Raw genomic sequence first — 21,796 nt, forward strand, 5'->3', positions numbered from 1 at the left:
GCGTAACCTAATGATCAATAAAGAGTCCATGAGCAAGCGTATTCTGATCCTGACCCCCAATCCAGACCATCCGTCGCACCATGGCCGCTGGCCCTATGTGCTCGATGCCTACCGCGAGGCCCTCAGCGGCATCGACGCGGAAATCTTCGACCAGCCGTGGTCGGAGCCGATCGCCGAGGATTACGACCTGATCCTGCCGCTGGTCGCCTGGGGCTATCACAATGCGCCCAACAGCTTTATCGGCGCCATGACCGCTATGGGAGCCGCCGAACGCCGCGTCTTCAATCCGCCGGAAATCGTGTCGTGGAATGTCGACAAGCGCTATCTGCGCGATCTGGCCGAGGCCGGCGTGCGCATCATCCCGACGCTATTTACCGAAAGCGTAACGGACGAAGACGTGGCGCGCGCCCGCGCTGATTTCGGCCAGAAGGCACTGGTGCTCAAGCCCGCCATTTCCGCCGGCGCGAAAAACACCCTGATCTGGGAAGGCGATATCCTCCCCTGCGCAGCGGGGGAGGGGGACCACGAAGTGGTGGAGGGGGCTATCACCACAACCACGCCGCCCATCGGCCCGGCCATGATCCAGCCCTTCATGCCAGCCATCCAGTCGGAAGGCGAATGGTCCCTGCTCTATTTCGTCGGCCAGCTTTCCCATGCTGTGCTCAAGACGCCAAAGTCGGGCGATTTCCGCTCCCAGCCCGATTACGACGCCCACCTGCGCGTCCTGACACCACCACCGGAAGCCCTGGCCCTGGCGCAATCGGCCATTGATTTCATCGGCCGCGATCGCCTGCTCTATGCCCGCGTCGATATGGTGCGCGCGCCTGATGGCGGCTTCTGCCTGATGGAACTGGAACTGATCGAGCCCGACCTCTACCTGACCTACCATCCCGAAGCGTCCAGGCGCTTCAAGGATGCGGTCGAGGCGGCGATGATGGTTTGCGGTTGCACAAGTTCCGACCATGTTCATTGAAACCGACCGCCTGATCCTCAAGCCGCTGGCGGCCAGCGATCTCGATGCGCAGCACGCCCTGTGGTCTCAGGAACCAGTCTACCGCCATATCACCGGGAAGCCGATGGACCGCGAGACCGTCTGGCTGCGGTTGCTGCGCGATATCGGTCACTGGCAGATTTTCGGCTTCGGCACCTGGTCGGTGCGCCTGAAAGATAAGGACCAGCATATCGGCGTCATGGGCATTTTCGACTTCAAGCGCGAGATTGATCCGCCGCTGGATGCCTTAGAGACCGGTTGGGTGTTCGACAGTGCCTTCCACGGCCAGGGCTATGCCTCCGAAGCGCTGAAGGCCGCGCTTCTCCATACCGACAATGTGCTGAACCTGACGAAAACCCAGTGCATCATCGCGCCCGAAAATGCTGCCTCGCTGAAACTGGCCCTGCGCCATGGCTATAAGCCCCTGCGCGAGACCCTGTTCCACGATGAGCCGACGTTTATTTTGGAACGAATAATTTCAACCGATTGACGATTTTTTTATAAAGATTTAGTGAAAAATATTGACTAAATTATTGATTCGTATATATTTTTATTATGGACGCAACATACAATTTAAATGGTGGCTTTAAACCCACTATAAAGCGATTAGCTGATCTAGACGGCCCAGACTTTTTCCCTACTCCAACTTGGGCAACCGAAGCTTTGATTGATAACGAGCTTTTAGCTGGAGAAATTTGGGAACCGGCTTGTGGTAATGGCGCTATGTCAAAAGTATTGGAAAAAACATCCAATAGCGTAGTAAGTACAGATTTATACGATCGCGGATTTGGAGAATCTGGCATTGACTTTCTTTTACAGAGTCGGAAATCGCAAAATATTATAACCAATCCGCCATATAATTCTGCAGAAGGTTTTGTGAAAACCGGTCTGAAATTAGCAGAAAAAAAATTTGCTCTTCTGTTACGGCTCGCCTTTCTAGAAGGCGCAAACAGAAACAAAACGATATTCGCTCACTCTCCTCCTAGCAGAGTTTGGGTATTTAGTGAGCGAATAACGTTTTATCCGGCAGGAGTTGAAAAGCAAGGGAGTGGCACTACAGCTTACGCTTGGTTCGTTTGGGATAAATCTGCTCAAAGTGGAACAGAGTTAAAATGGTTCAAGCCAGGCTATAAAGCTGCTTTTAAATAACGTTCTTAATAAACTGACGACCGGTATCAGTAATTTGAATGCCTTTCGCATCCTTAATATAAACGGCCAGCCCTAAACTAAACATCGTATTTGAACCAGAACGATGCGACACAAGGTTCCTTACTTTTTGAGAAAATTTTGTATCGTGCCGACCTGCTAAAATCTTATTGTCTTCTCCAGTTGGATGAACAATATCTTCAAGACGAACAATCAAATCAGAGGTGGGAATAAACCCATTTGGCATTTCTGATGCTGCACAAAGGGCTGGAATCATTAGCTTTCGTTCACTAATTGGCATGCTACTCATATCCCTTTCCTAATTAGGGTTTTGTTAACACCTTGGAAATAAGGCGGTGCCAACACATTTCAAGTAGCATAGTTATAAATTTTTAGACCAGCGGCGTGAAATCGACGCCGACCTTGGGGCACAAATCCCGCACGATGCAGATGTCGCACTTCGGTTTACGCGCCACGCAGACATAACGGCCGTGCAGGATCAGCCAGTGATGCGCGCGGGTCAGCCAGTGCTTCGGAATGACCTGCATCAACTGCTTTTCAACCTTGTCCGGCGTATTGGCCGCGGCATCGACCAGGCCCAGCCGATGCGAAACGCGATAGACATGGGTATCCACGGCGATGGCCGGTTCGATATCCATCTCGTTGAGCACCACGCTGGCCGTCTTGTTCCCCACCCCTGGCAAACTGACCAGTGCCTCGCGGTTCATCGGCACCTGCCCGTCGTACCGGTCGAGCAGAATACGGCACATGGCCATGACGTTCTTCGCCTTGTTGCGGTAAAGTCCGATCGAGCTGATCATCCGCATCAGCTTTTCCTCGCCGAGTGCCAGCATGTCGGCCGGATTGTCGGCAATGGCGAAGAGCGGCCCGGTCGCCTTGTTGACCGAGACGTCCGTGGCTTGTGCCGAAAGCGCTACTGCCGTCACCAGAGTAAAGGCGTTTGAATAGTTCAGTTCGGTCTTTGGCTCCGGCTTGTCCTGCTCGAACCGCTCGAACAACTGGCGGATCAGTTCAGGATCGACCTTGCGGCGCCCAGAAACTTTAGACTTTGCGGCTTTAGGCTTGGTGGTTTTCATCGGCGCGCTTCAACAGTAGATGTGAGTGTCTTATGCCCGATTCTCCGGAAAGCCCGAAATGACCGCCATCCTGTTCGTCTGCCTTGGCAATATCTGTCGTTCTCCCCTGGCAGAAGGAGTCTTCCGGCATCAGGTGAGGCAGGCGCGGATGTCGGATCGCTTCACCATCGATTCCGCCGGCTGCGGCGGCTGGCATAGCGGCGAACGGCCGGACAGGCGCTCGATCGCTGTGGCGCAGGCCCACGGCATCGATATTTCCGACCAGCGGGCACGGCAGATCCATATCGACGATTTCGATCGCTTCGACCTGATTCTGGGCCTCGACCGCGATAATGTCCGCCACGTCACCGCCATGCAACCGCAAGGCTCGCCGGCGAAAGTGGCACTTTACCTTGAAGAAGCGCTGGGCCTGACAAAGAATGTGCCCGATCCCTATTATGGCGGCGCGGCGGATTTCGAAGCGGTTTACCGGCTGTGCGGAAAGGCCAGTGCGGGCTTGCTGGAAACCTACAGAATATAGCGGCTCAGATCCGCGTCTGTGGCGATATCGCCCAGGCGCTTTTTGACGTAATCGGCATCGATCGTCACCGTCTGGCCGTGCATATCGGATGCGGTGAAGGAAACATCCTCCATCACCTTCTCGATCACGGTCTGCAAACGCCGCGCGCCGATATTCTCCACCTTGGCATTGACCGTGGCCGCCGCCTCGGCCATGACCGCGATGGCGCTGTCATCGAACACCAGGGTGACACCTTCGGTGGCCATCAGCGCCTGGTTCTGTTTGATCAGGTTGGCTTCAGGTTCGCTTAAAATTCGGCGGAAATCCTCCTGGGTCAGGGCCTTCAGTTCGACGCGGATCGGCAGGCGGCCCTGCAATTCCGGCAGCAGGTCGGACGGCTTGGCGACGTGGAAAGCGCCCGAGGCAATGAAGAGGATATGATCGGTCTTGACCGGGCCATACTTGGTCGAAACGGTCGTGCCTTCGATCAGCGGCAGCAGGTCGCGTTGCACGCCTTCGCGCGACACATCCGCACCACCGCGCTCCGAGCGCGAAGCCACCTTGTCGATTTCGTCGAGAAATACGATGCCTTCATTCTCGGCCAGTTTCAGCGCTTCATTGGCGACCGATTCCTGATCGAGCAGCTTGTCGGATTCCTCGGCGATCAACGGCGACAGAGCCTCCTTCACCGTGGTTTTGACCGTCTTCTTGCGTCCGCCCATAGCCTTCGACAGCATGTCGCTTAGGTTGAACGCGCCCGCCTGCTGGCCGGGGATTTCCATGATCCCGACCGGGGCGCTGTCAGCCAAAGAAATCTCGATTTCCTTGTCATCCAGCTCATTATTGCGCAGCTTTTTGCGGAACGAGTCGCGCGTCGCTGCGGCAGCGCTTTCGCCCACCAGCGCATCGATCAGGCGCTCTTCAGCGTTGTGTTCGGCCTTGGCGCGCACGCCAGCGCGGTTCTTGTCCTTGACCATGATCATGGCCGCTTCCACCAGGTCGCGCACAATCTGATCGACATCGCGGCCGACATAGCCGACCTCGGTAAACTTGGTCGCTTCCACCTTGATGAAGGGCGCCTGGGCCAGCCTGGCCAGGCGGCGGGCGATCTCGGTCTTGCCAACGCCCGTTGGCCCGATCATCAGGATGTTTTTGGGCGTGATCTCATCGCGGATCGATTCGTCGGTCGCCTTGCGCCGCCAGCGGTTGCGCAGGGCCACGGCGACGGCCTTCTTGGCGTCGTGATGCCCGATGATATGGCGGTCGAGTTCGGAAACGATTTCGCGGGGAGAAAAGGTGGTCATCTTTAGGCACTCAGTCTGGGGGATCTGGACATCAGGGTGACGCCATCCCGTGTTTCATAAATTTCAAAGCCGGCCTTACGGAAAGCCGATATGGCGCGGTCGTTCGAACTGGCCGGATCGATCACCAGCCGGGTTGCGCCCCTCGCCAGAAGGTCGTCGCTGAACTGGCGCAGGATCTGCGGGCCAAGCCCTTCGCCGGTCAGAGATACATCACCGATAAACAGATCGATACCCAAGGCGCCTTCCGGCTGATCCGGGCCGCAGGCGTAATGCTGAATATAGCCGATCGGACGCCTGTTTAGTTCGATGATAAAGGCCGCGCCATCATCCGAACCGATCAGGTCCAGCGCGGTCTCGACCTCATCCTCCGGCGTCGAGCCATCTTCCGTCCAGAATGGCTGGACATGCGGGGACGACATCCAGATCAGCAGAATACCGGCGTCGCTATCCTTGAGGGGCCGGAAGACTATCAAGAGTGCCGCCCTCCAAGAAAGAAAAGGGAAGCCACAGATGACGCAGATGGACACAGATAAGAGGGGCGCTTCGCGCCAATCAAACCTGGGATGAAGAAATGATCCTGAAAAGGAAACTCCAAGGGTGGCCGCACATCATCTGTGCCCATCTGTGTCATCTGTGGCTAATCCTTAGCTTTCCAGCATCTCGATGGTCAGATGGTCATTGGTATAAACACATATCGACGACGCGATCTTCATGGCCTTGCGTGCGATAACCTCGGCGTCGGGCTCGTAATCCAGCAGGGCGCGGGCGGCGGAAAGCGCATAAACGCCGCCCGAACCGATGGCCGCCACGCCGTCTTCCGGCTCCAGCACATCGCCAACGCCGGTAATGGTCAGGACGGTATGCTGATCGGCCACCAGCAACATGGCTTCCAGCCGGCGCAGATAGCGGTCGGTCCGCCAGTCCTTGGCGAGATCGACGCAGGCGCGCGCCAATTGGTCCGGATACATTTCCAGCTTGGCTTCGAGCCGCTCCAGCAGGGTAAAGGCGTCGGCCGTAGCGCCGGCGAACCCAGCGATGACCTGGCCGCCCTGTAGCGTACGCACCTTGCGCGCCCCGCCCTTGACGATGGTCGGCCCCATCGAGACCTGACCGTCACCGGCGATGACCGTCTTGTTATTCTTGCGCACGGCCACGATGGTGGTGCCGTGCCAGTTCGGAAAGTTTGAGTCTGTCATGACGCGTTAATTGGCGCTTTTGGCAGGGGCTTTCAAGGGGCCTTGCGACGAAAGCGCTGCGACACATCCTCCCAGATCGGGCCGATGGCGATAATGGCCAGCAAAAGCGAAAACGGCAGGACGGTAATGAAACCGGCCCATTTGAACACCAGCGCCCCTGTGATCCCGCCCAGCAGGAAACCTGTCAGCAGGCGGGAGAGCAGGATCACCTTTTTCAGGTGAAAGCGCGCTTCCGTATGGGTGGTGCGCTCGAACAGGAACCGTCCGCATTCGATGCCGAGATCGGTGACGATGCCGGTGACATGGGTCGTGCGGATTTCGGCATGCGAAATTTTGGTGATCAGGCTGTTTTGCAGGCCCATGGTGAAGCATAGAAGCGCTACCGTCACCTCCACATCCCACGCCAGAAGCCCGAACAGAAGCAGCAGGGCCGCCTCCAGCATCAGAGTCAGCGCGAATTCGCTTTGCAATCCCTTTCGACGCGCCCAGTTGATCAGCAGGCTGGAGGTAACGGCGCCCGCAAAGAAGGAAATAACGGAAAGGACCGAAATCAGCGCTGCCGCCCACCTGTGCAGCACAAGGAAATCGGCAATGGACGACACGATGCCGCTCATGTGCGAAGTATAGTAACCGACCGCGAGAAAACCGCCGGCATTGATGGCGCCAGCCACGAAGGCCAGGATCGTGCCCAGCCATTCATCGCCCGCTTCCGTGCGGTGCCTGCCGCTCATCTGGCGCAATGCCGGAACCATGAGAAATAACCCTGCAAACAATGGGGAAAGTATCTGCGCCATCGGTAAATAATTTGATGTGGCTCCGCAAGCCGTCAGCGCCTATATGAAGGCCATGCTGACAGACGATGAAATCGACCGCTATGCCCGCCACCTGGTGCTGAAGGAGATCGGCGGCCAGGGCCAGATGAAGCTTAAAGCCGCCAAAGTGGCTCTGGTCGGTATGGGCGGCATCGGCTCACCGGCGGCACTCTATCTGGCGGCGGCGGGCATCGGCACACTCGGCCTGATCGACGATGATGCGGTGTCGTTAAGCAATCTGCAAAGGCAGGTCTTGTTCGGCTCGAAGGATATCGGCGCCCACAAGGCCGAGGCGGCCGCCACGCATCTCAGCAATCTCAATCCGCATTGTGAGTGTCGCATCCATCGCCTGAGGCTGAATGAGAATAATGCCGCCGATGTGCTGGGCCGCTATGATATCGTGCTCGATGGCTGTGATAATTTCGAGACCCGCCTGCTGGTCAATCGCGTCTGTCATGCGCTAAAAAAGCCGCTGGTATCGGCGGCGCTGGGGCGTTTCAGCGGGCAACTGGCGACCTTTGACGGCTCGCCCTGCTACCAATGCCTGGTGCCGGAAATCCCACCCGATGCCGAGACGTGCGAACGGGTCGGTGTGGTCGGCGCCCTGGCGGGGATCATGGGGACCATGGCGGCGCTGGAAACGATCAAGGTCGTTACCGGAGCGGGTGAGACATTGCGCGGAAAGCTGCTGATATTTGATGGCATGGATATGACCTCGCGGATTGTGAAACTGGCCGCCGATCCGGCGTGCCCGGTGTGTGGAAGCAAGTAATATACCCCACCACCGCATCTAGGCAGCAGGCTGCCGTCGTGCGGTCCCATGGCTTGCGAAAGCTATACTTTCGCTAGCGCCAAACCCCGGCATAGCCGGGGAGGTATAAAGTTTCTTTTCTTATACCTCCCCATCTCCGATGGGGGGGGACCGCGAGCCTCTTGGCTCGTGGTGGTGGGGTTTCTTGTTTTTCAAAATTGTGTCATAGGAAACCAAATTATAACATTCGGGAACGAAACGCACAGGCCAACCGCTTTGATGGATGCCGCCTGATGACGACCACCGCCGCCAGCCAGCCGCTCGATAAGGACGGCAAGGACGCCCTCTACCCCACCGTGAAACATACGGTGCTGGAGGATGCCTACGCCTTCGCCATCGGTTGTTCCTTTATCGCGCTGGGCATCGTCATGCTGCACACGGCCGGCCTGACCACCGGCGGCGTGGCAGGTATCGCGCTTCTGGTGTCTTATGTCGCTCCGCTGCCGGTCGGCCTGCTGTTCATACTGATCAATATCCCGTTCTTCCTGTTCGCCTGGCCGGCCATGGGCAAGCGCTTCATGATCAAGACGGTGATCGTCAACCTCGCCATCATGGGCATGTCGAACTACGCGCCCTACGCCTTCAAGCTGGAAAGCCTGAACCCGCTGTTCGCCGCGCTTTTCGGCGGCACGATCATCGGCATGGGCATACTGGCCCTGGCGCGACATGGTGCCGGCGCCGGCGGCACCGGCGTGCTGGCGCTTTATCTTCAGAAGACGAAGAACATCAATGCCGGCAAGACGCAGCTCGCCTGCGACGCCCTGATCATGGCGGCGTCAATCCTGATCCTCAATCCGCACCAGTTGCTGTTTTCGGTGATTTCGGCGGCCGCCATGAGCGGAGTCATGGTCGGCTTCCATAAGCCGGAACGCTATCTGGGGCGGTAAATTACTTACTCGCCGCGTCGCTCAGCATTTTCAGCAGCCGGGCCTGGTCCATATAGCCGACCATGCCGACCAGCGCGCCCTGAACGCCCGGATCACCCGCCAGATCCTGCATGGCCGACTGCCCCAGATCGCTCAGCGCGGTTTCGATCGCCTTGACGCCATCGGTCCGGATGGCGGCCGTGGTCTCTGTCGGGCAGTTTTCGATCAGCAGGCGGGAAAACAGCGCGCCGCCGGCCTTGTCGACCTGAGCCATCTGCGCATCTGAGAGAGAGGCCAGGTCGGACACGCCTTCGTGCTTCGAAATGGCGGCGAAGGCCCAGCGGGTCAGGACGAGCTTGTCCTGCGGAGTCGAGGAGCGGATCAGGCAGGCCGACAGGGCGTCGGTTTCCGGACTGGCCAGGGCCTGCGAGGCCACGGGCAGACTAAGGGACAAGGCCAGGGCGAAACCGAGCGTTTTAATTGAAAGGGTCATGCGGTCCTCGAATATGTTGGCGGCAGCTTACGACGGCCACCATAACCGCGCAATTAGACATTTCGCGGGCTTTCCTGTATAGGGTCCGCCAATCCCGCAAATACGTTCCTCTGAAAGCCGCATATCTTGGCCCATACGCTCGACCTGTCCGTTAAATCTGTCTCTTCACCGCTGGTGAACATCACCGGCCTGACGCGTGAGGGCCTGATGCAGGCGCTGGTGGATTCCGGCGTGGTCGAGGCCCGCAAGGCCAAGATGCGGATGCAGCAGATCTGGCGCTGGGTGCATCACTACGGCTTCACCGATTTTGACCTGATGACCGATATCGCCAAGGACCAGCGCGCCGGGCTCAAGGAAAAGTTCAGCCTCGCCCGCCCGGAAATCATCGAGCGCCAGATCAGTCAGGACGGCACGCGCAAATACCTGATCCGCATGGCGCCCGGCATTGAGGTCGAGAGCGTCTATATCCCTTCGGTCGGCCGCGCCGGCGCGCTGTGCGTCTCCTCACAGGTCGGCTGTACGCTCAACTGCTCCTTCTGCCACACCGGCACGCAAAAGCTGGTGCGCAACCTGACCACGGCCGAGATCGTCGCCCAGGTCCAGGTGGCGCGCGACGACCTCGGCGAATGGCCCTCCCCCAAGGAAGACCGCCAGCTCTCCAACATCGTCTTCATGGGCATGGGTGAACCGCTCTATAATCTTGATAATGTCGCTGCCGCCATCGACATCATTTCCGACGGCGAGGGCATCGCCATTTCGCGCCGCCGCATCACGGTCTCGACCTCCGGCGTGGTGCCGGAACTGGAAGCGCTCGGCAACCGCACCCAGGCCATGCTGGCCATTTCGCTGCACGCCACCAATGACCCCTTGCGCGATGTACTGGTGCCGCTCAACAAGAAGTACAATATCGCCGAACTGATGGCGGCCATCCGCGCCTATCCGGGCCTATCCAATGCCCGCCGTGTGACGTTTGAATATGTCATGCTCAAGGGCATCAATGACTCGCCCGATGAAGCCCGTGCCCTGCTGCGCCTGCTGAAAGGCATTCCGGCCAAGATCAACCTGATCCCCTTCAATCCCTGGCCGGGCACCGACTATCAGTGCTCAAGCTGGAGCGCGATCGAAGCCTTCGCCGCCATACTTAACAAGGCCGGCTATGCCTCGCCAATCCGCACCCCGCGCGGCCGCGATATCCTGGCCGCCTGCGGACAGTTGAAGTCGGAATCCGAAAAGAAGCGCGCCTCGGTGATCCGCCGTGAACAGCGCGAGGAGGCTGCTTCAAATCAGGACACCCTGCCGGCCGGCGAAAGCCTGCCCTTCGCAGCCCTGGCCGGCGGCATGATCGATTAAGCCTTTGCGTTATATGGATATGCGCGGCGTCATATAAAATTTATCCACAGGCGTAACACTGGGCCTTGATCTTGCAGGGAACTTACCCCTAGAGTGCGGCGGGCCGTTACATGGGTAACTTCAGATGTAACGGGCGCGCAGAGACCAGCGTGTAGGGGACCAGAATGACGCCTGACAATTTCAATCTCAACTTCCTGTCGCCAGACGTTTTGCGGCCGGAAATTCAGGCTTTCGCGTCCGGCTTTCCCATCACCCTGCTGCACGCCGGCGTAACCCTGCTCATGCTGCTGATCGGCGCCACCATCTATTCACTGTTGACCCCCTACAAGGAAATCCACCAGATCCGCGAAGGCAATTCCGCCGCGGCCGTGGCTTTCGGCGGCGTCATCATCGGCCTGGCCATTCCACTGGCCGCCTCCATGGCCGCCTCGACAAGCGTACGCGATATCGTGCTGTGGGGCGGCGCCACTATTCTTCTGCAACTGTTCGTCTTCCGCCTGGTCGACTTCCTGCTGGCCGGCCTGCCCAACCGCATCAATGAGGGCGAGGTGTCCGCCGCCGTGCTGCTGGTTTCAGCCAAGCTGGCCGCCGCTCTCGTCCTCGCCGCCGCTGTCGCCGCATAAAGGGCGCGGGCCATGAAATTCGACTGGCTTCTCTACGCCGCCGCCCTCACCGCCCTCGTGACGGTGACCGGGAGCTGGCACGAGGTCTCCGACGCCCCGCCCGCGCCACCACCACCGGGCATCGGCGAAATGTCCCTTTTCGCCACCTACACGCCGTTTACCGCCTCCTCGATCATCAACCTGCCGGTCGACGACCGCAAGATCATGACCGGCACCGCCTTCTCGATCTCGAAAACCGGCGAATGGATCGTGGCCGAAAAGAGCGTCGGCAAATGCACCCATCCCTTCCTCAATATCGGCGGCAACCTGGCCGTTCCCTTCCGGACTCGCCCCATACCCGGCCATGAGGGCTATCTGATCGCCATGACCGATGGCGGCGGGCGCCCGCTTTCCATGGCGGACCCGGCCAATGTCAAGCCGGGCATCCGCGCCTTCATGCCGGGCTATCCCGGCGGCACGGTGGGGGAAGCGACCGCGCGCCTGATCGGCCGCACCATGATGAAACATTCCAAGCGTTTCGAGGGCAGCGAACCCGTCCTGGCCTGGGCCAAGGCCGGCCAGACCTATGAACTGAAAAGCGATCTCAACCAGTTGGTCGGCGGACCGGCGCTCAATGACAATTCGCATGTCATGGGCATCACCCTGAAGGAAAACCCGCGCCGCGGACGCATCTATACTTCGGTGCCGGAAACCGTGACCGCGATTGCCAGCCTGGCCGACCGCAAACCGGACTACGACTCCGAGGCCACGATCACCAAGCGCAATTATGGCATTGTGTCGGATACTCTGCGCCGCGAATACCGCGTGGCCCAGGTCGGCTGCATCATCGCATAACCAGCCACAGGCTGGACGGAAGTTTTGCGCACGGTCCTGACAGATTTGCGTTTGGGAATAGTTAAAACAGGGCATGACCGATACCGCTAATCCCCTTGATCCGCAGCACCTCGCCCATCTGGCCGAGCGCGATCCGCGCCTCAAACCCCTGACCGAGCATTTTTCGCATATCCAGCACCGCCGGCGCCCCGGCGGTTTCCCGGCCCTGCTTGGCCTGATCGTCGAACAGCAGCTATCAGTCAAGGCGGCGGACACCATTTTCGGACGGGTACGTGAGGGGCTTGGCGATCTCACCCCGCAGGCCCTGCTGGCACATGATGAAGACCTTTTGCGCGGTTATGGACTCTCTCGCCCCAAGATCGCCTATGCCCGCGCTCTGGCTCAGGCTTTTCACACCGGCGGTTTCGATACGGAGGCGCTGGAAGCCCTCGATATCGAAGAGGCCGCCACGCGGCTGGTGGCCCTGAAAGGTATCGGCCGCTGGACAGCCGAGGTCTATCTGATGTTCTCGGAAGGCCGGCTCGACCTGTTTCCGGTCGGCGATGTGGCGCTACGCGAGGCAGTGGGCTGGCTGGACAGCCTGCCGGAGCGCCCGAACGAAGCCTATTGCGCCGAGCGCGCGCTCGACTGGGCGCCCTACCGCACCATCGCTGCCCACCTGCTCTGGGCGTGGTATGGCGCGGTCAAGCGTGGGGAAATGCTGCGGTAAAATCGTCGTGAATTGACAGAGCGCCAAATGAAGCGCCTGGTCGAGCCATCCGAAAAACGAAGGAGCCTCTGTTATGAGCCTGCTGAACGATTTGATGGGCGCCGCCTCCGGCGCCGGTGGTTTCGATATTGAGAAACTGTCCGGCCAGCTCGGTAATGGCGGACTGGAGGGCCTGGTCGCCAAATTTGAAAAGGGCGGCATGGGCGAAGTCGTGCAATCTTGGATCGGCGCGGGCAGCAACCTGCCGATTTCCGCCGAGCAGATTCAAGCGGTCTTGGGGTCCGAACAAGTGGCCGGACTGGCAAAATCCATGGGAATTGACAGTTCACAACTCGCCCATGCCCTGCCGGGCCTGATTGATCACCTCACGCCCGGCGGACAAATACCGCAGGGTGGCATTGGCGATATCCTGGGTCAGGCCATGGGCAAGGGCGGATTCGGCGATATACTCGGCGGCCTGCTGAAAGCCTAGCGCAACGGCCGGACCTTGTTTTCCGGCGTCACCTCGACATCCGGCTTGATGGCGTGATCATTGGCGTCCTTCGGGGCATGGAACTTGTGGCCGCCATCGGGATGGAAATATTCCTTGTCCTCGCCGGCCTGGTTTAGTTCATTGGGCGAAAAATTTTTTTTGCCAAAGCGGTCGTCTTCCGGCTTGTGGGTCTTGTCCCTGACATCGGGTGTCATGACGCGTCTCCTTATATTATAAGAAGACAAGTTTATGCCCGACACCATAAGAACAGCGTTGTGACTTTATGTGGTGATCATAAAGGCCGCGTAAGCGAGCTAACTAAAGTTCTTCAGTTCCGGCCACAGCTTCACAATATCGACCTTCAGACCCTGGCACCAGGCGATGGTTTTGCCGTTTTCATAGGCCATGGCGTCGGGCGAATAGGTCTCGCCCAGGATCACGGTTTTCTGACAATATGGCTCCAGACGATCCGGATTGTTCTGTACCACCAGCAGGTTCAGCGGGTTCTGACCGCGCAGTCCCCACAGGTAATACTGATTATGACCGCTAAGCGCCGGCGGCAGGCCATAGGCCTTACCGTAGACATCCAGAGCGGCCGCCTCGCCATAGTTTTCCACCTTAATACCGGTACGGGCGCGCTCAGAGGCGGGTATCTTCTGCCAGGCGGCACCGACCTGATCCGTGTAATCGTGCCAGCCCAGTTGATCGGCGAATACCTGCGGCAACAGCGTGCCCTTGAAGCTTTTCTCCTGCTGTTGCGGCTTGAATGGCGAGTGCTCGACGTAGGTTCGCAGCCCCTCAACCGACAGAACCGGCAAGGCCATGGGCGATATCGCCACCGACAGGGCAATAGCCAGCCCGCCCCAAAGGGCCAGACCGATCCGGGCGCGGGCCTTCTCGAACCAATGCGCCCAGGCGACAGCGCCGATGACGAACACGGTGGGATAGGTGGCGGCGATATAATAGTCCTTGCCGTGCATCAGAAGCGTCAGAACAAAACTGGCCAGGAAAGCGATCGCCAGGAATCGGACGGGTTTGAGGAACGAGATAACGAAAGGCGCGATCACCCCGGCGATCCAGACGGGCGCCAGCAGTGGATTCATCACCAGAATCTGGTTGATCACAAAGCTGACCGGCGAAATGTCGCTATTCTTGCCCCGCGCGGCGGCAGCCAGTTCAAGGAACGGCCAACCATGCGTTGCCTGCCAGAGGATCGACGGCAGGCCGATAGCCACGGCGATCGCCGTCCCCACCCACAGCATCCGGTCGCGGAAAATTCGCCGCTCCGGCGTTGCCGCAAGGCCGATGACCAGGCTGATCGCCCAAACATAAAGCGCGTACTTGGCCTCGAAATCGATCCCCGCCACCACGCCGCACCACAGGAGCGCCGAGCGATCGCCGTCACGGGTTGCTTTTACCAGCAGATAGGGGATGAGTGTCCAGGCCAGTGGATCAAACACCGTCGTGTTGAAGACGGCCACAATGCCCATCAGCATCGGGGCAATTGTGACACATACCCCGGCGCTTATGGCCGCGAAGGTGCCGCCACCGAGCAGCCGGGCAAACCGGACGGCCAGCCAGACCAGGGCACCGGCGGCCAGGGTGGCCGGCAACCGCAACATCCAGGCATTGTGCCCCAGGGCATAGAAGCCGGCGGAAAGCAGCGGGATCAGCGGTGGCTGATCGACATAGCCAAAGGCCGGGTGGCGTCCGCAGACTATGAAATAGAGTTCGTCACGAAACACATCATAGCGGCCCGCGCAGGCCGCGTGCAGCACAAAGGCCAGCGCGGCCAGCCCCAGCGCGACATAATCCGCCGACCATTTGACCTGCGCTTTCACCATGACACCACCCTCCGAAAAACGGACCCTATCGCGGTTTTCGGGTCTGGTCACCGATCATATGCGTCAGGCTTTCAGTCCCTTAGCGCCTTCGATCAGATCGGCCACCACCGACGGATCGGCGAGGGTGGAGATATCGCCCAACTGGTCCGGCTGCCCTTCGGCGATCTTGCGCAGGATTCGGCGCATGATCTTGCCCGAACGCGTCTTCGGCAGGCCCGGCGCCCACTGGATGACATCCGGCGAAGCCAGCGGCCCGATTTCCTGGCGCACATGGTCGCGCAAGGCTTTTTTCAGAGTTTCGCTGGGCTCGGTTCCCGCCGTCAGCGTGACATAGCACCAGATGCCCTGGCCCTTGATATCGTGCGGGAAGCCGACCACGGCGGCCTCGGCCACGGCGCTGTGCGACACCAGGGCGCTTTCGATTTCGGCCGTGCCCAGACGGTGGCCGGACACATTCAGCACGTCATCGACGCGGCCGGTGATCCAGTAATAACCGTCCTCGTCACGCCGGCAGCCATCGCCGGTAAAGTACTTGCCGGGATAGGTCGAAAAATAGGTATCGAGGAAGCGCTGATGATCGCCATAAACGCTGCGCATCTGGCCGGGCCATGAGTCGCTGAGGCACAGATTGCCCTCAACCGCACCTTCCAGCACCTTGCCTTCGGCATCGACCAGGCAGGCCACGACGCCCGGCAGCGGCCTGGTGGCCGAACCAGGTTTCAGCGGCGTGGCGCCCGGCACCGGTGTGATCAGGTGACCGCCGGTCTCGGTCTGCCACCAGGTATCGACGATCGGGCAATTGCCATTGCCGACGACGCGGTGATACCACAGCCAGGCTTCCGGATTGATCGGTTCACCGACCGTGCCAAGCACGCGCAACGAGGCGCGCGAGGTCGAGGTCACCGGCTCGTTGCCAAAGCGCATCAGGGCGCGGATGGCGGTTGGGGCAGTATAGAAGATATTGACCTTGTGCTTGTCGACCACGTTCCAGAAGCGCGAATTGTCCGGATAGTTGGGCACGCCCTCGAACATCAGCGAGGTGGCGCCATTGGCCAGCGGGCCATAGACGACATAGGAATGGCCTGTCACCCAGCCGATATCGGCGGTGCACCAATAGATGTCGCCATCCTGATAATCGAAGGCGGTCTTGTGGGTATAGGCCGCCCAGGCGAGATAGCCGCCGGTGGTATGCAGCACACCCTTGGGCTTGCCGGTCGAACCGGAGGTATAGAGGATGAACAGCGGGTCTTCGGCATTCATCGGCTCCGGCGCGCAGTCGTCGGAAATGCCTTCCAGCGCTTCCGGCACGCTGACATCGCGGCCACCATGCTTCAGATAGTGGGCTTTCGTGTGCTCAACCACCAGCACGGTCTGGACATTGGGGCATTGCAGCAGGGCCAGGTCAACATTGGCCTTGAGCGGAATGATCTTGCCCCCGCGCAGGCCCTCATTGGCGGTGACGACGACATCCGAGCGGCAATCCTGGATACGGCTGGCGATGCTGTCCGGCGAGAAGCCGCCGAAGACGATATTATGCACGGCGCCGATGCGCGTGCAGGCCAGCATGAAATAGGCCGCTTCCGGCACCATCGGCAGGTAGAGCGTGACACGGTCGCCCTTTTTCACACCATACTTTTTCAGCAGATTGGCGCGCTTATTCACTTCCTTCGCCAACTGGTTATAGGTGACGGTGTAGGAAACGGACGGATCGTCGCCCTCAAAGATCAGCGCCACCTGCTCGCCACGCGTCGCCAGGTGGCGGTCGATGCAGTTCACCGAGACATTGAGCACGCCATCGTAAAACCAGCGGATGCGGAAGTCCTCTCGGTTGAACGACACGTCCTTGACCTGGGTGTAGGGCTGCATCCAGGACAGGGCATCACCGAGCGTGCGCCAATGCGCATCCGGATCGGTTTCGAACAGCTTGTGCTGCGCAGCCAGCCCGTCAGCCGTCAGGGTCTTCGGGCGAATGAAATCGGCCGGCACGCGGAACAGGGTCTCGTCACTCATCTGGGTATTTCCTGGGTATCTGCGGAGTATTTTTTCGTTGGTGCGAACTTATGCCGCGCGGTTTACGGAGTCCATAAGACCAATGCGAAAAAACCCACCACGGACGGGTTTTGTCCTTCAAGCGATGCAGAATGCGACAGCAATGGTTGCCTATGCCCCTTCCGGATGCGTATGGTCGCAGTAGTTGAAACGTCGGAGTTCGCCATGCTGCTGCATATGTCCACCTGGAAAGAGATCGACGAGCGCCTGAAATCCTCGCGCACCGTCATTATCCCCATCGGCTCCAACGAGCAGCACGGCCCGATGGGCCTGCTCGGCACCGACTGGCTGTGCCCCGAAATCATCGCCCAGGCCGCTGAAAAGGAAGGCGATCTTTTGATCGCCCCCACCTTCAATATCGGCATGGCCCAGCATCACCTGGGCTTTTCCGGCACCATATCCTTGCGCCCCACCACCTTCATGGCGGCCATCGAGGACTGGGTGGACTCGCTGGCCCGACATGGCTTTGACCGCATCTATTTTCTCAATGGCCACGGCGGCAATATCGCCACCATCGAGGCCACCTTTTCGCAGATCTATTCGCACTATTCCTATGCGGCCGAGCCCTGCCCGTTCATCCTGAAACTGCGCAACTGGTGGGATCTGCCAGGCATTGCCAGCCTGTGCGCCCGGCTCTATCCGCAGGGGCACGGCAGCCACGCCACGCCCTCGGAAATCGCCGTTACCTTCGCCGCCTATCCCGACTTCGTGAAGTCAGCGGCCATGGAACCGCAGATCGCGCCCAATGGCCCGATCCGCGACGCGCTCGATTACCGCGACCGCTTCCCCGACGGCCGCATCGGCTCGGATTCGTCCCTGGCCACAGTTTCGGATGGCGAACAAGTCATCGCCACCGCGATCAAGGGCCTGCTCGACGATGTGGCCAAATTCCAGGCGGAATAGATCTTAAGAAGAGTGTTGCTTAGGTGACTCGAATTTGTAAAAATTTGCGCCTCTGCGCCCAAACCAGACGTTACCCGTATCCATAAGAGCGCTCCTGCGCTCCGGTTTATCTTGACGCGTTCACTATAATTCGTCTTCTTTCCGGATGGCTAAATTAGCGCGCAGTCCCTTTCTCTATATTGATCCCGAGAGCGAAGTGACGCTTCAGGATCAGTTACGTAAGCAATTGACGCTGGCAGCCATAGCTGGGGCTTTCACGCCGGGGAAGCGTCTGCCGTCTTCACGCGCTCTGGCATCGCAACTGGGTCTATCCCGAAATACCGTGCTCCTGGCGTATCAGAAGCTGATCGATGAGGGCCTGTTTATCAGCCGCGAGCGCAGTGGTCTTTACATTAATCCGGTCCTTTTGAAAGGTCGGGTGACTGCCGATCAGGTGGTGGGCCTGACACGAACGAATTCTTCTCATGCGGACGAAAAAATGGCCCGGCGTTCGGTGTGGTCAAGCCGCTTCAAAAACCGCACCACCGTGGAACAACAGGGGGCACGGCGGTTGCCGCATTGGCGCCAATATCCCTATCCCTTTATCGACGGCCTTTTTGATGAATCGCTGTTCCCGGTTCACGAATGGCGGGATTCGATGAGAAGCGCTCTGGCGGTAACCGAGATCAATGCCTGGTCAGTCGATGCCGGCGATGCCGATGACGCCATGCTGATCGAGGAAATCCGCACCAAAGTATTGTCACGACGCGGCATTTCCGCACGGGCGGATGAAGTACTCATCACACTGGGATCCCAGCAGTCTCTTAGCCTGCTGATGCAGATGCTTGTCGACAGAAGCGTCACCGTTGCGGTCGAGGAACCCGGCTACCCCGATCTGCGTCGTCTCATCACGCAAAATCGCGGCCGCATACACCACCAGAAAGTCGATGATCAGGGACTAATCGTCGACGAAGGCTTATTTTCAGGCCAGATCCTCTGCGTCACGCCAAGCCACCAATATCCCACCGGCGCGCCCCTTTCACTGGAGCGCCGCCATGCCCTGCTGCAGTCCGCGGAGGCAAACGATCAGATTATAATTGAAGACGATTACGCCAGCGAAACCGACTATCTGGAGACAACTCTCCCCTCCCTTTACAGCCTGGATCAAGGACAAAGGGTCGTATATGTCGCCGGCCTGTCCAAGGTTTTGTCGCCCGGCTTACGGCTGGGTTTCATGGTGGCCGCGCCGGAAGTCATAGCCCAAGCAAGGGCTTTGCGGCGCTTGCTCATACGTCATCCCCCGATGAATATTCAACGTGCCGCCGCCCACTTTCTGGCCATGGGGCACTACGATTCCCTCATGATACGCGTCGGCAAGCTGTTCCGCGAACGCCGCACGGCGCTCCGTGACGCCCTGAACCACTATATGCGCGACCTGGCGACAATCATGCCCCTGCACGGCGGCACTACCTATTGGGTGCAGGGACCGCCCGAACTGGACGTTCAAAAACTGATTGAGCTGGCGGAACAAAAAGGCGTGCTGATCGAAAGCGCCGCTCATTACTATGCATCAGATGCCCCCCAGAACGAATTCCTGGTCGGCGTCACCTCGTTGTCGTTGGAACGCATACGGCAGGGCGTGGCTATCCTGCGTGATTGCATTCGTCAGTTGCTTGGCCACCCGGCCCTGCCCCTTGAAACCGGCCAGGTACTGACGACAGATGCGGATATACGCCTGGCTTTGAGTGGCAGCAGTTTTCTCTACCGGACAGTCTACAGTGATCCATGCACGATCGATCTTCTGCCGGATGGACGCATGATTGGCCGTGCCGGCTATGCCAACGAAGACTGCGATACCGGCCACTGGTGGATTGAAGACGGCAGGTGGTGTCGTCAGTGGAAAAGCTGGGCCTACGGCGAGATCAGTTGCTATCACATCCTTATTGATGACAGGCGCATATATTGGCTCGATGAGGCGAATCTGATTGTCGATTCCGCCATTTATATCCAGCCCTCTGAGGCCGGCCTCGGCGCTTAGGGCCAGTTGCGGCAAACAAACACCTCCGCCTTAAAACTGGACTCATCGATCACCCCAAACTGGCGCTACCGCGGCCGTCACAAGACCGTCACTCTCCTGCGTACAAACAGGAGTTTTCATGCGTTCTTTCGCCATCGCCGCCTTGCAACTTTCGCTCAACAAGGGTGACAATTCCGCCGTCATCGAGAAAGAGGTGCGGCTGGTCAAAACGCGTTTTCCATGGATCGACATGGTCGTGGTTGGCGAACTCGCCATGTTTGGCGCCAATACCGCCCAGGCGGAAACCCTGCCGGGCCCCACGGAAGACCGCATGGTCGATCTTGCACGGGAACTCGACATCTGGCTGGTCCCGGGATCAATCTACGAGAAATCCGGAGCCCTGGTCTACAATACCGCCTCCGTGATCAACCCGAAGGGTGAGATCGTCGCCCGGTACCGCAAAATCTTCCCTTTCCTGCCCTATGAGACCGGCGTCGAGGCGGGGTCGGAATTTGTTGTCTTTGACGTACCGGAAGTCGGCCGTTTCGGCATCTCAATCTGCTACGACATGTGGTTTGCCGAGACGACGCGTTCGCTCGTCTGGATGGGCGCCGAGGTCATCCTTCACCCCACCATGACCAATACCATAGATCGTGAAGCCGAACTCGCCATTGCGCGCGCATCCGCGATCACCAATCAATGCTACTTTATCGACATTAATGTAGCCGGAGAACTGGGCGTTGGCCTGTCCTGCGCCTATGGCCCCGGCGGCGAGCTAATCCATCAGGCAGGGACTGGGCGTGAGATCATGGCGTTTGAGCTGGATCTGGATCACGTCCGGCGTGTCCGCGAACGCGGCTGGCACGGCCTGGGGCAACCGCTCAAGAGCTTTCGTGACAGCGACGCACGCTTCCCGCCTTACGAGGGAAACCGCAGCATTCCCGAAGCCCTCATGGCCTTGGGGTCGCTCGAAAAACCCCAGGGCCGGAAATCCACCAGAAAGCCTAAGACGGATGAACCGTCCAACAAGAACTAGACAGACGCATACATCAACACGACATTCATTCAGGGGATCGATATGACAAAGTTTACGCTTCAGCAGACAACCGCACTGACCACCCTCATGGCCGCAGCTTTTCTAACCACGGCTTTGACGGCCTCCGTCTCACCCGCCTTTGCCCAGGATGGGGCGAACGATTCTACCGAGGTGATCGTGACCGCGACCCGCCGCAGCCAGAAACAACTGAGCGTGCCTTACAATATTTCCGCCGTTTCGGGCGATGCCATAGAAGCCGCCAAGGTGGCCGACAATGCCGAACTGCTGCGTTCAGTACCTGGCGTGTCGCTGGTCGACCGCGGTTATCGCAACCAGGGCGTCCAGAACAGCGTCGTCATCCGCGGTCTCAATACCGACAGCGCCGCGCTGGGCGATTATGTTGTCTCGGCCGTCTCGCCTGTCTCAACCTATGTCAACGACACGCCTTTGTTCGCCAACTTTCTGCTGCGCGACCTCGATCGCGGCGAGATCCTGCGCGGACCGCAGGGCACGCTCTACGGTTCGGGTTCGCTCGGCGGCACCATTCGCTACATTACCAAGGCGCCGAAGCTGGGCGTCACCGAAGGCAAGCTCGGCACCGGCGTCTCGACCACCGATGGTTCCGGCGGTCTGAGCTATTCCTTCGACGGCGTGCTCAATGTGCCGCTCGGCGACACCCTGGCCCTGCGTGCCAATGTCAGTCGCCTCGATCTCGCCGGCCTGACCGACTATGTCAACCTCTACAAGCTCGACGCCAACGGCATT

General features: G+C 59.2%; 24 protein-coding genes and 1 pseudogene. 15 read left to right on the forward strand and 10 right to left on the reverse strand.

Annotation, left to right across the window (positions count from 1 at the left end; genetic code table 11):
* Positions 1 to 28: 28 nt before the first annotated feature.
* From ACTHND_RS12665 to ACTHND_RS12675, 3 genes are all read left to right on the forward strand, one after another.
* Positions 29 to 973: an ATP-grasp domain-containing protein gene (locus ACTHND_RS12665; RefSeq protein ID WP_440178310.1), complete on the forward strand. Its 945-nt coding sequence runs from the start codon at positions 29 to 31 to the stop codon at positions 971 to 973.
* Positions 963 to 1,481, forward strand: coding sequence for a GNAT family N-acetyltransferase (locus ACTHND_RS12670; RefSeq protein WP_440178311.1), 519 nt, complete (start codon positions 963 to 965; stop codon positions 1,479 to 1,481). Before ACTHND_RS12665 ends, ACTHND_RS12670 begins: the two co-directional genes overlap by 11 nt.
* 65 nt (positions 1,482 to 1,546) lie before the next feature.
* Complete coding sequence (locus ACTHND_RS12675; protein ID WP_440178312.1) at positions 1,547 to 2,140, forward strand: hypothetical protein; 594 nt, start codon at positions 1,547 to 1,549, stop codon at positions 2,138 to 2,140.
* On the opposite strand, the gene ACTHND_RS12680 is transcribed toward ACTHND_RS12675, so the two are convergent.
* Together ACTHND_RS12680 and nth are read right to left on the reverse strand one after the other, a co-directional pair.
* A complete protein-coding gene (locus ACTHND_RS12680; protein ID WP_440178313.1) occupies positions 2,133 to 2,447 on the reverse strand; it encodes a hypothetical protein in 315 nt (104 codons plus the stop codon). The genes ACTHND_RS12675 and ACTHND_RS12680 overlap by 8 nt on opposite strands.
* A gap of 82 nt (positions 2,448 to 2,529) precedes the next feature.
* Entirely contained in the window at positions 2,530 to 3,234 is a 705-nt protein-coding gene (gene nth / locus ACTHND_RS12685; protein WP_440178314.1) for an endonuclease III, read from the reverse strand.
* Positions 3,235 to 3,292: 58 nt separating this feature from the next.
* Between nth and ACTHND_RS12690 the strand changes: the two genes are divergently transcribed.
* The gene (locus ACTHND_RS12690) at positions 3,293 to 3,754 is read left to right on the forward strand and encodes a low molecular weight protein-tyrosine-phosphatase (RefSeq protein ID WP_440178315.1); all 462 of its coding nucleotides are present in this window, start codon (positions 3,293 to 3,295) and stop codon (positions 3,752 to 3,754) included.
* Here the strand turns inward: ACTHND_RS12690 and hslU are convergent.
* From hslU to ACTHND_RS12710, 4 genes are all read right to left on the reverse strand, one after another.
* Positions 3,742 to 5,037, reverse strand: coding sequence for an ATP-dependent protease ATPase subunit HslU (hslU, locus tag ACTHND_RS12695; protein ID WP_440178316.1), 1,296 nt, complete (start codon positions 5,035 to 5,037; stop codon positions 3,742 to 3,744). The genes ACTHND_RS12690 and hslU overlap by 13 nt on opposite strands.
* Before the next feature lie 2 nt (positions 5,038 to 5,039).
* On the reverse strand, positions 5,040 to 5,510 hold the full coding sequence (locus tag ACTHND_RS12700) for a GNAT family N-acetyltransferase (RefSeq protein WP_440178317.1): 471 nt from the start codon (positions 5,508 to 5,510) through the stop codon (positions 5,040 to 5,042).
* Positions 5,511 to 5,681: 171 nt separating this feature from the next.
* A complete protein-coding gene (gene hslV, locus ACTHND_RS12705) occupies positions 5,682 to 6,233 on the reverse strand; it encodes an ATP-dependent protease subunit HslV (RefSeq protein WP_440178318.1) in 552 nt (183 codons plus the stop codon).
* Between the two features lie 32 nt (positions 6,234 to 6,265).
* Positions 6,266 to 6,985 (reverse strand): YoaK family protein, encoded by a 720-nt coding sequence (locus ACTHND_RS12710; protein WP_440178319.1) that lies wholly within the window; start codon positions 6,983 to 6,985, stop codon positions 6,266 to 6,268.
* A gap of 85 nt (positions 6,986 to 7,070) precedes the next feature.
* Here ACTHND_RS12710 and ACTHND_RS12715 point away from each other — a divergent pair, with 85 nt between their 5' ends.
* A complete protein-coding gene (locus ACTHND_RS12715) occupies positions 7,071 to 7,817 on the forward strand; it encodes a HesA/MoeB/ThiF family protein (RefSeq protein ID WP_440178339.1) in 747 nt (248 codons plus the stop codon).
* Between the two features lie 272 nt (positions 7,818 to 8,089).
* Positions 8,090 to 8,743 (forward strand): YitT family protein, encoded by a 654-nt coding sequence (locus tag ACTHND_RS12720; RefSeq protein ID WP_440178320.1) that lies wholly within the window; start codon positions 8,090 to 8,092, stop codon positions 8,741 to 8,743.
* Between the two features lies 1 nt (position 8,744).
* Here ACTHND_RS12720 and ACTHND_RS12725 read toward each other — a convergent pair whose 3' ends face one another.
* Positions 8,745 to 9,215: a hypothetical protein gene (locus ACTHND_RS12725; protein WP_440178321.1), complete on the reverse strand. Its 471-nt coding sequence runs from the start codon at positions 9,213 to 9,215 to the stop codon at positions 8,745 to 8,747.
* A gap of 126 nt (positions 9,216 to 9,341) precedes the next feature.
* On the opposite strand from ACTHND_RS12725, the gene rlmN reads away from it, so the two are divergent.
* From rlmN to ACTHND_RS12750, 5 genes are all read left to right on the forward strand, one after another.
* The gene (gene rlmN, locus ACTHND_RS12730; protein ID WP_440178322.1) at positions 9,342 to 10,565 is read left to right on the forward strand and encodes a 23S rRNA (adenine(2503)-C(2))-methyltransferase RlmN; all 1,224 of its coding nucleotides are present in this window, start codon (positions 9,342 to 9,344) and stop codon (positions 10,563 to 10,565) included.
* A gap of 164 nt (positions 10,566 to 10,729) precedes the next feature.
* Positions 10,730 to 11,188, forward strand: coding sequence for a DUF350 domain-containing protein (locus tag ACTHND_RS12735; protein WP_440178323.1), 459 nt, complete (start codon positions 10,730 to 10,732; stop codon positions 11,186 to 11,188).
* Between the two features lie 12 nt (positions 11,189 to 11,200).
* On the forward strand, positions 11,201 to 12,022 hold the full coding sequence (locus tag ACTHND_RS12740; protein WP_440178324.1) for a peptidase: 822 nt from the start codon (positions 11,201 to 11,203) through the stop codon (positions 12,020 to 12,022).
* A 73-nt stretch (positions 12,023 to 12,095) separates the two neighbouring features.
* Positions 12,096 to 12,731, forward strand: coding sequence for a DNA-3-methyladenine glycosylase family protein (locus ACTHND_RS12745; RefSeq protein WP_440178325.1), 636 nt, complete (start codon positions 12,096 to 12,098; stop codon positions 12,729 to 12,731).
* A gap of 73 nt (positions 12,732 to 12,804) precedes the next feature.
* On the forward strand, positions 12,805 to 13,203 hold the full coding sequence (locus tag ACTHND_RS12750) for a YidB family protein (protein ID WP_440178326.1): 399 nt from the start codon (positions 12,805 to 12,807) through the stop codon (positions 13,201 to 13,203).
* Here ACTHND_RS12750 and ACTHND_RS12755 read toward each other — a convergent pair.
* The 3 genes from ACTHND_RS12755 to acs form a co-directional block, all read right to left on the reverse strand.
* Positions 13,200 to 13,418, reverse strand: coding sequence for a hypothetical protein (locus ACTHND_RS12755; RefSeq protein ID WP_440178327.1), 219 nt, complete (start codon positions 13,416 to 13,418; stop codon positions 13,200 to 13,202). The two genes, ACTHND_RS12750 and ACTHND_RS12755, sit on opposite strands and share 4 nt — an antisense overlap.
* A gap of 99 nt (positions 13,419 to 13,517) precedes the next feature.
* Positions 13,518 to 15,047 carry an ArnT family glycosyltransferase gene (locus ACTHND_RS12760; RefSeq protein ID WP_440178328.1) on the reverse strand — a complete coding sequence of 510 codons (1,530 nt, stop codon included), beginning with the start codon at positions 15,045 to 15,047 and terminating at the stop codon, positions 13,518 to 13,520.
* 63 nt (positions 15,048 to 15,110) lie between these two features.
* Complete coding sequence (gene acs, locus ACTHND_RS12765; protein WP_440178329.1) at positions 15,111 to 17,057, reverse strand: acetate--CoA ligase; 1,947 nt, start codon at positions 17,055 to 17,057, stop codon at positions 15,111 to 15,113.
* Between the two features lie 204 nt (positions 17,058 to 17,261).
* Here acs and ACTHND_RS12770 point away from each other — a divergent pair, with 204 nt between their 5' ends.
* From ACTHND_RS12770 to ACTHND_RS12785, 4 genes and pseudogenes are all read left to right on the forward strand, one after another.
* Positions 17,262 to 17,999 carry a creatininase family protein gene (locus ACTHND_RS12770; protein ID WP_440178330.1) on the forward strand — a complete coding sequence of 246 codons (738 nt, stop codon included), beginning with the start codon at positions 17,262 to 17,264 and terminating at the stop codon, positions 17,997 to 17,999.
* Positions 18,000 to 18,144: 145 nt separating this feature from the next.
* A complete protein-coding gene (gene pdxR, locus ACTHND_RS12775) occupies positions 18,145 to 20,016 on the forward strand; it encodes a MocR-like pyridoxine biosynthesis transcription factor PdxR (RefSeq protein ID WP_440178331.1) in 1,872 nt (623 codons plus the stop codon).
* Positions 20,017 to 20,134: 118 nt separating this feature from the next.
* On the forward strand, positions 20,135 to 21,031 hold the full coding sequence (locus ACTHND_RS12780) for a carbon-nitrogen hydrolase family protein (RefSeq protein WP_440178332.1): 897 nt from the start codon (positions 20,135 to 20,137) through the stop codon (positions 21,029 to 21,031).
* Between the two features lie 87 nt (positions 21,032 to 21,118).
* Positions 21,119 to 21,562: pseudogene (locus ACTHND_RS12785) on the forward strand (TonB-dependent receptor plug domain-containing protein); the annotation flags it as partial.
* Positions 21,563 to 21,796: the final 234 nt, after the last annotated feature.

Source organism: Asticcacaulis sp. (assembly GCF_051954415.1).
Taxonomy (GTDB): Bacteria; Pseudomonadota; Alphaproteobacteria; order Caulobacterales; family Caulobacteraceae; genus Asticcacaulis.